Source organism: Streptomyces sp. C1-1, assembly GCF_050214755.1.
In the GTDB taxonomy this organism is placed as follows: domain Bacteria; phylum Actinomycetota; class Actinomycetes; order Streptomycetales; family Streptomycetaceae; genus Streptomyces.
Genome location: NZ_CP189826.1, coordinates 10,077,394 through 10,089,474 on the forward strand (window position 1 = coordinate 10,077,394; position 12,081 = coordinate 10,089,474).

Sequence of the window (12,081 nt, forward strand, 5' to 3'; positions counted from 1 at the left end):
GGGACAGCGGCGGTATCGGGGGCTTCCAGGACGGCAGTCACGATCAACACGTCGTCATCCTCGCCTCGGTCGGTTCAGCTTGCACAGGGGTGTCCCATGGCCTCGGCGTCCCGAAGTCCAAGAGGCAGTTGCCGAGGTCACCAGCAGCCCGCCGATGTCGTACGTCGGTTCGTGTTGAGTAGGCCTCGGTAGTATCAGGCCGCCTACTGCCGCACCGGCCCGTCACCAGCCGCACCCCGGCGGCCCCAAGCCATTTCGCTCAGCCCGCCGCCGTCTGTTCCTTGCCCGACCTTAACGACGGCGCTGTCAACCGCTGGCGCAGATCACCGGCCAGCCGATCACTCGGCGATCAACAGCCGTCACCAATTGGAGACTGCCTCCCAGTACGCCATGATCGCGCAGGCCTTTCGAGAGGATCCCGGCGGCGAGTAGTGCCTGGATCTGACGAACCACTCGTCGAGCCGGGGACGCCTCGGTGCCCGCTGCTGTCGTTGAGCCCGCACCCCGCGGTCGTGTCGCCGTAACTGGGTGCACGAGCCGGTATGCGAATGGAGTCAGTAAAGCAGCCGGTCGTAGGTGCCACGGTAGGTGCGGAGTTGGGCCGCCGGTTGCCGCCTGACGTCCACCGGCGGTCAGGCGGCCCTTGGCCGATGGTTACGGGGTGGGATCCTGGCTGCGCAGAACGGGGCGGAGAGCGTCGATGACGCTCGCGTTGTCCACGGTGGAAGGAATGGGCTCGTCGTGGCCGTCGGCGATGCCGCGCATCGTCTTGCGCAGGATCTTTCCCGATCGGGTCTTCGGCAGGGCGGCAACGACCGCAACGCTCTTGAGTGACGCGACGGCGCCGATGCGGTCGCGCACGAGCTGGACCAGTTCGGCCTCGATCTCGCTCGCCTCGCGGCTGGTGCCGGCTTTCAGGACGACGAAACCGCGCGGGATCTGCCCCTTCAGAGCGTCAGCGACGCCGATGACTGCGCATTCCGCCACATCGGGATGAGCCGCCAGGACTTCCTCCATGCTGCCGGTGGACAGTCGATGTCCGGCCACGTTGATGACATCGTCTGTACGGCCCATGACGAACACGTAGCCGTCGTCGTCGATGTGTCCGCTGTCGCCGGTGAGGTAGTAGCCGTCGAAGGCGGAGAGGTAAGAGGCGACGTAGCGGTCGTCGTCGTTCCACAGGGTGGGCAGGGCGCCCGGCGGCAGGGGAAGCTTCACGACGATGGCACCGTCGACGCCCGGGGGTGCCGGATCGCCCGAGGGGTCCACGACGCGGACATCCCAGCCCGGTAGCGGGCGGGTCGGTGAACCGGGCTTGACGGGCGCGGCTTCGATGCCCATCGGGTTGGCGACGATGGGCCAGCCCGTCTCGGTCTGCCACCAGTGGTCGATCACCGGGATGTCCAGAAGGGTGCTCGCCCAGTGGTACGTCTCGGGATCGAGGCGCTCGCCTGCCAGGAAGAGGTAGCGCAGGCCGGAGATGTCATAATTCGCGGTGAGCAGCCCCTTCGGGTCCTCTTTACGGATGGCCCGGAAAGCTGTGGGCGCGGTGAACATCGACTTGACGCGGTACTCGGCGGCGACGCGCCAGAACTGCCCCGCGTCCGGAGTGCCGACCGGCTTGCCCTCGTACAGGACCGTGGTCGCGCCGACCAGCAGCGGGGCGTAGACGATGTACGAGTGGCCGACGACCCAGCCGACGTCCGATCCGGTGAACATCGTTTCGCCTGGGCCCATGTCGTACACCGCACCCATCGACCAGTGCAGGGCCACCGCGTACCCGCCGCTGTCGCGGACAACTCCCTTCGGCTTTCCGGTCGTTCCAGACGTGTAGAGGATGTAGAGGGGGGCGTTCGCAGGGACGGGCACGCAGTCGGCCGGTGGTGCCGCGGCTACCAGGTCGGCCCAGTCGAGATCGTCGGTCCCCAACTCGGCCCGCTCCTGAGGGCGTTGCAGGATCACGTTCTTTTGCGGTTTGTGGACCGCGAGTTCGATGGCTCGGTCGAGCAGCGGCTTGTACGCGATGACCCGCTTGCCCTCGATGCCGCAGGAGGCGGAGACGACGACCTTGGGGGCGGCGTCGTCGATGCGGAGGGCGAGTTCGTGCGCGGCGAACCCGCCGAAGACCACCGAGTGGATCGCACCGATCCGTGCACAGGCCAGCATCGCGATGGCGGCCTCAGGGACCATCGGCATGTAGATCACCACGCGGTCCCCCTGTCCAACACCCAGTCGCGCCAGCCCTCCTGCGAAGGTCGCTACTTCGTCCCTCAGTTGGGTGTAGCTGTAGGTGCGCCGGGTGCCGGTCACGGGCGAGTCGTAGATGAGTGCGGGTTGATCGCCATGTCCCGCTTCGACGTGACGGTCCAGCGCGTTGAAGCAGACGTTCAGTCGCCCGTCGGGAAACCAGCGGTAGAACGGGGCGCCGGAGGCGTCCAGGGCGCGTCGCGGAGCGACATCCCAGTCGATGCCCTGCGCAGCCGCAAGCCAGAAGCTCTCAGGGTCTTCGCTGCTGGCGTGGAAGACATCCTCGTATTTACCCATTGCGCACTCCTTCGTGGCACCCCGGGGGCTGGGGGAGGGGACAGCGTGCAGCATGCTGTCTCCACCCATACCTCAGATTGGCCAAGATGGCCGAGCAGGTTGCCGGAGACTGTATTCCGGGTCGCCGGCGTCCCGGTAGCGTCGACGAGCCTCGTCCGCGGGTCCTGTCCTGAGGCCCTGGTCAGGCGCCTAGGTGAGTGCGGGGCCAGTGCCCCACCGCCCGATCGGCTCGTTCGCCGCGGGCGCACGGCTCGCGCCGAGGGCGAGGCCGCGCTGCGTTCCTTCACCCGCAGCTGGGTGGCGGAACTCTTCACCCGCGGTATCCGCGTCAGCAGCATCGCGCTCGGCCCGATCGAGACGCCCGGCCTGAGCGGTCTCGCGGGGGGTCCCGAGGCCGCTGAACAACTGCTGCAGGGCCTGGCTGCCGGGGTTCCCATGCAGCGGCTCGGTCGCCCGGAGGGGATCGCCGAAACTGTCCTCTTCCTTGCCGGCGAGGCCGGCAGCTACATGACCGGTGCCGAGATATACGTCGACGGCGGGGCCAGCCAGATCTGACCACCGCAGCCGGTCCTCTGAACCCCGCCCCCTGGCCCGCCTGTCCCGGGAAGGCCCGCCGAACTCCCTGAGCGGACCCGGCAGGCGGGCAGGCCGGGGGTGGGGTGGGTCGTAGTGGATGTGCAGGAAGGCGAAGACGGTGTGCAGAGTGGAGGCGGTGTTGATGCAGCCGGCCGGCGTCAACACCGGCCACCGCAACCTGCTCATCGTCTGCGGCTGGTCAGGACAGCAAGGCCGACGCGGATGCGGAGGGGTGGCTTGACGGTCCATGAGGGCCCCCTGCAGTCGGGTCATCGGTCGACCTGCCAGCCTCTCGCCGGTCACTGCCCGCCGTGGAACGCGAGGAAGCACAACGGCTCTTCCGCGGGACGTCCGCCCCTGTCAGGACCGCGGTCAGCAAGCCGGCGGCTGCTCGGACCCGCTGTGAGGGATCGCCATGCATGCTCACCGTGTACTGCCGCCAGCCCCCAGGGCCGGTACGGCGTGGGAGTGCCGCTGGACGGCGAACCTGCACGGCGGATCGATCGTCGTCTCAGGGCCCTTCTGTGACGCGAACCGATTCTGTGTGGTGGGTCGGCGGCGCGGGCTCGGCTGTGATCGGCTGAAGGGATGATCTGTGCCCGACATGCCGTCATCGGGGAGTGGAGCCGGAAGGGTGAGTGGGGCCTGGCCCGTACGATTCTGCCGAATTTGTCGTATACCTCACGGCTTTTCGGTTTGGACTGCTTCCTCGAATCGGCGGTGTGCATGAAATCGATGTTCCGTAGTCGGCTGCGGCCCTGGGCCGCAGCCTGCGCGACGCTCGTGACCCTGGCGGGCGTGGCCGTCACCGCTCCTGCGGCGCTGGCGGCCGCGCCGGCACGCACACTCGAAACGGGGCACGTCAGCGACCTCCCGCCCGCCGTCGAGGCGATCATGCACAAGCCCGGCTACGAGAGTGCGCAGTGGGGCGTCTACGAGGTCGACCCCTCGACCGGGGAGGTGATCCACTCCCGGTTCGCGCGGCAGTCCTTCGTCCCCGGCTCGGACACCAAGCTCGTCACCCTCTCGGCCGCTTGGCACAGCCTGGGCCCCGGCCACCGTTTCACCACGCCCGTGTACGCGGCGGGCACGCGCCACGGCTCGACGCTGAAGGGGAACCTGGCACTGGTCGCCCAGGGCGACCTGACGATGGGCGGGCGGACCAGGCCCGACGGTTCGGTGGACTACACCGACATCGACCACACGTCCGCCAACGACCTGCCCGGCGCCACGCTCACCCCGGAGAACCCGCTCGCCGGCGTGGACCAGATCGCCCGGCAGGTGCGTCATGCAGGCCTCACCCGCGTCCAGGGCGACGTCGTCGTCGATCCCAGGATCTTCACGCCCCCGCAGCTGGACCCGCAGCCCACCCCGCTGATCATCAACGACAACCTCATCGACCTGCTCACCACCCCCACCACCCCCGGGCACCCGGCCAAGCTGTTGTGGCGCCCGCAGGTCAAGCCGTACAGCGTCGACTTCAAGGTGAAGACGGTGGCCGCCGGCGGGACGACGAACATCACGGTCAAGGCCTCCCCGGACGGCACCAAGATCACCGTGTCCGGTCGGATCGCGGCCGGGACGCAGCCCGTCCTGAGGACCTCACCCATCCAGGATCCCAACGCCTTCGGCCGCACCGCGCTGATCGAGGCACTCGGCCGGGCAGGCGTCAGTGTCAGCGCCCGGCCAACCGGCCCCAACCCGGAGCGCAAACTGCCCGCCTCCTACGACCACGATCCGCGGGTGGCCGCCTATGTCTCCCCGCCCTACCGGCAGTACGCCAAGCTGATCCTGAAGGTCAGCCACAACCTCGGCGCCAACCTGGCCCTGTGCAACATGGCCGGTCTGCGGGGCAGCAAGGACTGCTTCGCCGGCGGATTCGGGGTCGAGCACGACTTCCTGACCCGGGTCGCGCACGTCGACCCGACGCAGTTCCAACTCGACGACGGACGCGGCGGCGACGCGACAGAGAAGGCCACGCCAGTCGGCCTCGCCCAGGTTCTCGCCTATTGGCTGCACACCCCCGACGCGACCGCCTTCCGGCTGTCGCTGCCCATTCTGGGGGTCGACGGCTCGAACGCGAGCTCCTGCACTCACTGCCCGGCCAGGGGCAAGGTCTTCGCCAAACCGGGTACCGTCATCGGCCTGGACCGGCTCAACGGCCGGCTCGCCGTGGCGGACCAGAGCCAGGCCGGCTACTTGCTGACCGACGACGGCCATGTGGTCATCTTCGTTGAACTGGTCAACTCCGCCACCGCCCCCGACATCCAGGGCGTCATGCGCATCTTCGACGACACCAACCAGATCTCCGCCCTGCTGCAGGAGGAGGCCTCGGCACACCCGTGACGGCGCGTGGCAACCGGCACCTGCGCCGACGGTACGGAAAACGCCCGGGACAGGCGCCGAGGTCTTCGCCCCGGACGATGAGTTCACCCGCGGCGGCCGGGAGTCCGGCGCCGGCGCGGGTGCGGGCGGGGGTGAGCGGGTAGCAGCGCTGCCTGGCCACGTCCCGCCCGTCCGGGGCCCAGCCGAGGTCGATGGCGTCGAGGGCTTGCATACGCTCGGGTGACAGCTCTCCGGCATAGGGGACGCCCATTTCCCCGGCATCGCGTCGTGCGGCGTTCTCGCGTGTCTTGCGGGCGGCGGTGCGATGGTTCTTCGCCCATACTCCGATCGGGAGCCCAGGTCGTCGACGAAGCGTTCTCCGCCCGCGGCATCCCGCCTGGCGCGGTGCGGGCCGACATCAACGGCCGCCGGTGGGGCCTGACCGGGTACATGCTCCTGAGGGCGACGCCAGCCGTAGTGGTGGCGCAAAGGTAGTCGGCATGGACGGCGTCCGTGATGGCCCGCTGCGTCGTCTCGGATGTGGTGCCGACGTGGAGCGGCCGTGTATCCGAATCAGGGTCGGTTTGTGCCGCCGAGCCGCGCTTGCAGCACCCCGTGGACGATCGCGCTGAAGAGCGACGCTCCGATCGTCTGGCCGCCCCTGCTTCACGCTCTGCTCGTCCTGTCTCCTGCTGAGGGGGCGAGCAGAGCGTTGTGAAGCGTGTGCTCTTCCAGTGGCGTCAGTCTTCTTTCCCGTTGTCGGAGGCCGCAGTCGCGGCCGCGGCGGAGCGGGATCCCACCAGGAGCAGGCACAGGACGGCGACGCCGGCGATGATGCCGGCCAGGCCCAGGAGCGGGTCCAGTGGGCGGGTCGCGCCGGCGGGCTGCGCCGCCGGTGTTGCTTGCGGCTGTGCGGCGGCGGCCGGGACGGTGGAGGCGGTGGGGCTGTCGCTGGCAGCGGGCGCGGGGGCCGTAGCACTGCGGTGTGCGGGTGCGGCGGATGCCGGGCTGCGGGTGTGTGCGGGATTCGGCCGAGGCGTCATTGGCGTGTCGTGGTGGGAGGTCGGGCTCGGAGCCGGAGCACGGGCGGCAGCGGCCCTGACGACGATCTGCGCGGTCATGCCGGGGTGGACGGTGCAGACGTAGCCGTACGTTCCGGCGGTGGTGAAGGCGTAGCTCCAGGTACCGCCCTTGTTCAACATCGGTGAGTGGAACGAGGCGGGGCCCGAGGCGGACTTCACGTCGTGCGGTGCGGTGTCCTGGTTGACCCAGGTGACGGTGTCGCCGGCCGTGATCGTGAGCGAGCGGGGGCCGAACGCGTAGCCGGACATGACGATCTGGTGGCCGGCGGCCTGCGCGGCGGGCGCCTGCAGGAAGGTGAGGGCGGCCGTCAGGAGCAGCGCGGCGAGCAGGGCGCCCGGGATGCGGAGGGTCAGGCGGGGCGGCATGTGAACTCCGCGGCGATGAGCAGACGCAAGCGGTCTGCGGGGCGGATGCGGGACAGGGCGAAGCCGGTGGTGCGGCGCAGCGGGCGGTAGCGGAGGCGGATGGTGCCGAGGACGAGGAGGCTGGTGTCGGTGCGTTCGACGACGCGTAGGGCCAGCGTCCCGGGAAAGCCGGGGACGGTCGTATCGCCGGTGGCGAGTTCGCCCGAAACGCGCAGCCGCGCGTCGTTGGCGCAGGGTTCGATCGCGGTGCTGACGAAGGTCAGCTCCTCGCCCTCGAGTGCGGTGCCGGTCAGCTTCAGGCTCAGGGCGCAGTCGTCGAGGGACGGCGCGACGGTGAGGGTCGCTCCGTCCGCGGTGACGCGGCGGCGCAAAGTCGGCAGGGGACCGAGGAGGGTGGTCAGTTCGACGATGCGGCGGTCGCCCGCGGCGCCGTAGGTACCAGGGTGAGGCAGCCAGGACGGGCCGGGGACGGGAGGGGGAAGGGCGTGGGTGGGAAGGGTCTGTGTGTTCACGGCGGGCACCTCGGTGTGCGAGGGAGGCGGGGGAGGGGACAATGGCCGGTGGCGGGCCGGCCGACTGCGACTCGGCCGGCCCGCCACCTTTCTTCAGGGACCGCTTCAGCAGGAGTTGGTGAGGTAGTCCTCGGTGGGGGTGAGCATGTGCTCGGCCCAGACGGTGTGCATCTTCACGTAGGCGTCCGGGTTGAGGAGGTCTGAGACCTGCTGGCCCAGGGACTCCTGCAGGTGCGCGGAGTTGATGTGCTGCAGGAGCACGGTGAGGGTGTCGTCGCCGACGGAGCCGGCGCCGTTGACGGCCGGGGTGAGAATCGACTCCACCCAGACGGTGTGCATCTTGAGGTAGCTGTCGAGCTTGAGCGCGTCCTGGACCTGCTGGCCGGGGGACTCCTCCAGGTGGGCCTTGTCGATGTGCTGGAGGATCGGCAGCAGGACCTGCTGGATGCTGACGCACTGCTCGGAGCCGCCGTTACCGCTTCCGCCGCTCGTACCGCCCGAGCCGCTGCTCCCGCTGGTCGAGCCCCCGCTGGAGCCGCCGGAGCTCGATCCGCCCGTGCTGCCGCCGGTGGAACCTCCGGTCGTGCCGCCGGTCGAACCGCCCGTGGATCCTCCGGTCGAACCGCCCGTGGAGCCGCCGCTCGAACCCCCTGTGCTGCCCCCGGTGGAGCCGCCGCTGTCGGCGACCACGGTGATGGAGGCCGTCATGTCCGGGTGGACGGCGCAGTAGTACTTGTAGGTGCCGGCCTCGGTGAAGGTGTACGACCAGCTGTCGCCCTTGTTCAGCGTGCCGGAGTCGAACTTGGCCGGGCCGCTGGTGGTGGTGACCGTGTGCGGCGCGCTGTCCTCGTTGATCCACTTCACGGTCTGGCCGACCTTGACGGTCAGCTTCGGCTGGGCGAACTTGTAGTTCGTGATCTTGATGGTGTAGTCGGCCGCCTTGGCCTGCGCCGCCGCCGGCTGTGCCATCGAGTGGGCTTCCGCGGCCGGCTGCGCGGTGGCGGGAGCCGGGGCTCCACTGGCCGTCTGCAGGAGCGCGAGGCAGCCCGCGGAAGCCAGGGCCGCGCCCAGGCCGACCGTCAGCAGTACCCGGTCGCCGCGCCGGGCACGGGATACGTGCCCTCGCTGCCGCCGAGCGCCGTCGGCGGCGGAGTCGTCAGTGCTCATAGGGATGGTTCTCCTTCAAGAGAAACGGGTGGTACGGGTGGTGCACCGATCAGCGGCCAGGGGCGGACGTGACCAGCAGACTCGTCGCGGCAAGGACGACGAGGACAAGCCCCGTCTCCGCCGCGACCGAGTGGACGAAGGGCCGGACGGTGGCGCGATCGCCGCGCAACAGAACGGCGATGTCGAGCCGGGTGCGCACCCAGCTCCGGCTGCGCTGGGCGCCCACCAACACGGCGCCCAGCACGGCGAGTTTGATCAGCAGGAGATGCCCGTAGCCGGTGTCGACGAGCGCGCTGAACGAGCCGACGACCTGCCAGGCGAGCACCGCTCCGGCCACTGCGATCGCCGCGACGCAGACGCCGGCCAGCGTGGAGTAGCCGTGCACGGCGGCCGACAGTTCCGCCGGCCGACGCCGGGGCAGCACGCCGAACAGCAGGAAGGCGAGACCGCCCAGCCAAAGGCAGACGCCGAGCAGATGGACGAGATCGGCCACAGCACCCCAACCCGGGTGACTGCCTTCGGAGTTGTGGCCCGCCATGCCCGTAGTACGCAGCAGACCCAGGCTGACGGCCGCCGCGCCGACCCGCCAGCCCGGCGACCGGGCCGCCCGCTCCCCGCCCTGCATCAGCGCGGCCAGCACCACGGCCGCTAGCACCCACATCAGGGCCCGGCACGCGAGTACGACACCGACCTCGCTGGTCAGCAGGTCCGTGTACGTGGACACCTTCAGCGCGTCACCGAGACCGCCCAACGCGCCGTACGCGCCCTGCAGTCCGGCACCCGCCAGAGTGGCGACGAGCCCGGCCGCCCAGGACACGGCCAGGATCCGGCGCGTCCTGCGATCCTGGGAGCCCTGCGGCCACAACATCGCCAAGAACCCGAGGCCGCCGACGAACAGGGCCAACGCCAGATAGTCCACCCAGCGGACGGCGACCCACACCTTGCGCACGGCATCGGAAGGCGCGGGAGCCGCTGCCGCGTCGTTCCCGGCCGCCGGCGCGGAGGCGGAGGCACCTGCACCGATGACGAAGGACACGCTGCCGGAGGTCGGATGCCCGTCCTCTTCATCAACGACATGCCAGTCCAGAGTCACTCGGCCGGCCTCGACGGTGGCATGGGGGAGGGTCACGACGACGGACGCCGCGCGGCGTTGCCCGGTGGCCGGCCTCGCGACGGTCAAGGGCCTGCCGCCCGCCGCCACGTGCACGTCGGCCAGGTCCAGGGCCTCGCTGAAGGTGAGCGTCACCGTGCCCGGGGCGTGGGACAGCCGGGCGCCGTCCTTGGGGGTTGACGACTCCAGTTCGGTGTGGGCGGAGGCGACGGGCGCGCCGACCAGCAGAGCCAACAGAGCCATAACGGCTGTTACCACGGCGCGAGTTCTCACCGCGTCAGCTCCGCAACCACGGCCGGGTCGGACGCCACACCGACGCAGACCCCCGTCGAATCGACCGAGTCGGCCGCTGAGTCAGCGGCCGCGGACGCGGACGCGGAAGGAGCGGGCGACGGGGAACTGCCGCCCGCGAGACCACTCAGGCCGTTCAGAAGTCCGGTCACGGGAGTGATCACCCCGTCGAGAAGCGGCTGCACCAGATGCGCATCGCCGTCCTCGCAGGACGGCGACGGAGCAGGAGAAGGGGATGAGGAGGCAGGCGACGAGGGCGAGGGTGAGGGCGATGCGTTGCCGGAAGGGCCCGGAAGACGGCCCGCACCGGCGTCCCCGGCAGGGCCACCGCCGTCCTGCGTGCCGCTGCCCGTAGGCACCGCACCGACGGGCAGCGGCCAGGAACCGTCCCACGTCCCGCCCCCGGAACCGCCGGGATCGGTACCGGTATCGGCAGGGCCGGAGCTGCTGCGCTCCGACGGGAGCGTGGGGGCCTTGGCGGCCGGAGGAGCGGCCATGTTCACGCTCTGGCCGCCGGTGCCGCCGATACCCGACGCGTATCCGAGGACGACGATCACCGCCGCGACGAGCGCACCGGCGACGATCTCGTCGCGGTGGTCTCCGGGCCAGGACATTCTGGCGAAGGGCATGACTCCTCCTGACGGCGGCACGCGCTGGCAATGCCGAAGAACGGGATGGCAATGCCCAGGAGTGGACCGACACAACGAGTCCCTGTGAATACGCGTCAGTTAATGCGCCGTTTCATTGCCTCACTTCCGCGCCATGGCGAACTGTGAGAACGGGCCTCACCGGTCGAATACGCGATTACCGGTCATGGAGTAATCATGGAGCAATGGTGAATGCGAATGGAGTAGTCATTATTCCTTCACCGAATTCACTTGCCTGCATATGCGGCCGTGCAGTTGGAGGTGCGGCAGATTCAGCGATCGACCCCCGCTCGCGCTGGTTTCATAGGCGGAAACCAGGAACGGTCCGGCCTGCCCTTGCGCACGCCCCCGTCGATGATCAGCCGCTGGAGATGAGCAGCAGGAGGCCAGGGGTCGCCAGGAAACTCGTTCGACCACGAGAACGAAGATGATGTGGGTGAGCAGCCGGCCGACGCGCGCGGCGCAGCCCGCGGGGGAGCGGGCCGGTTCTGTCGCGGGAGCGGATAGTGCTCACGGTAAAGGGCCGCCGCGGTAGATGTGCTCACCTGAAACAACGGCTCGTGATGCCGCTTGCTACGCCGGAACATTGCTGGTGCACGTGCCGGAGAGCAGGGACGTTCACCCGAACAGCGTAGATGCGGCTGCAGAGCAACCTGTTCGAGCGCACGGTGAGGGCATGTTCACAGTGCCTCAGCCGGGCGAGCTGATTCGTGTGGTGCGCGGTACACCCGACGCTGACGAGATTGCGGCGTTGCTGGCGGTCATCGCGGCGGTCGGTAACGCCGCTGACGAGCGAAATGGCGTCGACTGCCGCCGGCGCGCTCGCTGGGATCGTGGAGTGAGGCCATATCGGCCGCCCGGCTCCTGGCGCCAGGAGGCAGGCTCTTCGATGAACGGAGTCCCTCGCAGGACGCAACGCTGACCGCCGTGAGCGCGACCCTCGGCAGCCCGGTGCCGCTCCAGGACGTCGGCGCCATGCTGCGCGCTATGAGTCCCGGCATGCCCGCCAATCTGTTCGCCTCGCCCGTCGAGACCACCCGTCAAGACGTCCCTGAGACCGCTCCAAGGTCCTCGCGGACCACGGCTCGCCGGCCTTCCTCCCCGACGGCGACCTCCGGGACGTCTTGCGGGACCTGGACACGGCGCCGCTGGAAGACCTCTCGGCCGGCTGGCGCACGGCTGCCCAGGTGCGGGCGTGGGCTAGTCGCGCAGTTGAGATGATGCCGACCCGACGGCGCTGCACAGGCATCCGCTGGCGTCTTCGGCAAGCAGGCCGCCATCCGGCGGCGACGCGCCATCAAGGCCCTGCTCGTCACTGCGCAGCGGCAAGCCAGGCAGCGCCGACAGTGGCCTAGTCAAGAAAGCAGCAGGTCGGCCCAGCGTTGCGCAGCCGCGATGCCCATTTCGGCACGTGGGCGTGGGGTTTCACCCGCAGTGGGTGAGGCGGCGGTCATGGACTT

General features: G+C 69.7%; 9 protein-coding genes. 3 read left to right on the forward strand and 6 right to left on the reverse strand.

All coding sequences use genetic code 11. The features are described from left to right. Positions 1–654 precede the first annotated feature (654 nt). Positions 655–2,544 (reverse strand): propionyl-CoA synthetase, encoded by a 1,890-nt coding sequence (locus ACQF4J_RS46095; RefSeq protein ID WP_427168509.1) that lies wholly within the window; start codon positions 2,542–2,544, stop codon positions 655–657. Positions 2,545–2,589: 45 nt separating this feature from the next. On the opposite strand from ACQF4J_RS46095, the gene ACQF4J_RS46100 reads away from it, so the two are divergent. Together ACQF4J_RS46100 and dacB are read left to right on the forward strand one after the other, a co-directional pair. After that, on the forward strand, positions 2,590–3,099 hold the full coding sequence (locus tag ACQF4J_RS46100) for an SDR family oxidoreductase (RefSeq protein WP_427168510.1): 510 nt from the start codon (positions 2,590–2,592) through the stop codon (positions 3,097–3,099). Positions 3,100–3,855: 756 nt separating this feature from the next. Next, the gene (gene dacB / locus ACQF4J_RS46105; protein ID WP_427168511.1) at positions 3,856–5,466 is read left to right on the forward strand and encodes a D-alanyl-D-alanine carboxypeptidase/D-alanyl-D-alanine endopeptidase; all 1,611 of its coding nucleotides are present in this window, start codon (positions 3,856–3,858) and stop codon (positions 5,464–5,466) included. Positions 5,467–6,185: 719 nt separating this feature from the next. Here dacB and ACQF4J_RS46110 read toward each other — a convergent pair. From ACQF4J_RS46110 to ACQF4J_RS46130, 5 genes are all read right to left on the reverse strand, one after another. Then, positions 6,186–6,893 (reverse strand): cupredoxin domain-containing protein, encoded by a 708-nt coding sequence (locus ACQF4J_RS46110; protein WP_427168512.1) that lies wholly within the window; start codon positions 6,891–6,893, stop codon positions 6,186–6,188. Beyond that, positions 6,878–7,405 carry a hypothetical protein gene (locus ACQF4J_RS46115; RefSeq protein ID WP_351806160.1) on the reverse strand — a complete coding sequence of 176 codons (528 nt, stop codon included), beginning with the start codon at positions 7,403–7,405 and terminating at the stop codon, positions 6,878–6,880. The genes ACQF4J_RS46110 and ACQF4J_RS46115 overlap by 16 nt, the downstream gene beginning before the upstream one ends. A 105-nt stretch (positions 7,406–7,510) precedes the next feature. Next, positions 7,511–8,572, reverse strand: coding sequence for a cupredoxin domain-containing protein (locus tag ACQF4J_RS46120; protein WP_427168513.1), 1,062 nt, complete (start codon positions 8,570–8,572; stop codon positions 7,511–7,513). Between the two features lie 49 nt (positions 8,573–8,621). After that, positions 8,622–9,926: a copper resistance CopC/CopD family protein gene (locus tag ACQF4J_RS46125; RefSeq protein WP_427168514.1), complete on the reverse strand. Its 1,305-nt coding sequence runs from the start codon at positions 9,924–9,926 to the stop codon at positions 8,622–8,624. A gap of 26 nt (positions 9,927–9,952) precedes the next feature. Beyond that, on the reverse strand, positions 9,953–10,603 hold the full coding sequence (locus ACQF4J_RS46130) for a hypothetical protein (RefSeq protein WP_351584831.1): 651 nt from the start codon (positions 10,601–10,603) through the stop codon (positions 9,953–9,955). A gap of 694 nt (positions 10,604–11,297) precedes the next feature. On the opposite strand from ACQF4J_RS46130, the gene ACQF4J_RS46135 reads away from it, so the two are divergent. Further along, the gene (locus ACQF4J_RS46135; RefSeq protein WP_351584833.1) at positions 11,298–11,543 is read left to right on the forward strand and encodes an acyl-CoA carboxylase epsilon subunit; all 246 of its coding nucleotides are present in this window, start codon (positions 11,298–11,300) and stop codon (positions 11,541–11,543) included. The last annotated feature ends 538 nt before the right edge of the window (positions 11,544–12,081 follow it).